General features: G+C 50.1%; 1 protein-coding gene. It reads right to left on the bottom strand.

Going from position 1 to position 381, the window contains the following annotated elements; all coding sequences use genetic code 11:
* Window positions 1-167: 167 nt before the first annotated feature.
* The coding region (locus ACRPFF_RS11770) for a hypothetical protein (protein WP_218969854.1) at window positions 168-381 on the bottom strand (214 nt) is incomplete at its 5' end.

The raw sequence follows: 381 nt of genomic DNA on the forward strand, positions 1-381 counted from the left end.
TGTTTTTTATTTTTCATACGACCTGAAATCAACGGTAAATCCAAGTTGCTTTTCAAACCGCCTGCAACCGCAAAATCTGCCGCAATCCGCTCCCTCCCCCACGGGGGAGGGCCGGGGAGAGGGCATTCTCCGAGTTGCGGCAATCTTTCCCAAACTCCCTTAGTCTTCTAAAATACAAACCTTGCGGCTTGTTGCCCTCTCTCTAACTCTCTCCCGCAGGGAGAGAGGACGGGGTGGCTGTTGGGGTTAAGGTTTATGCAAACTAATACGGCTTGTGCAGGCTGTTTTTTATTTTTCATACGACCTGAAATCAACGGTAAATCCAAGTTGCTTTTCAAACCGCCTGCAACCGCAAAATCTGCCGCAATCCGCTCCCTCCCC

This window comes from Neisseria sp. SLRRB23, from assembly GCF_050896295.1.
Taxonomy (GTDB): domain Bacteria; phylum Pseudomonadota; class Gammaproteobacteria; order Burkholderiales; family Neisseriaceae; genus Neisseria.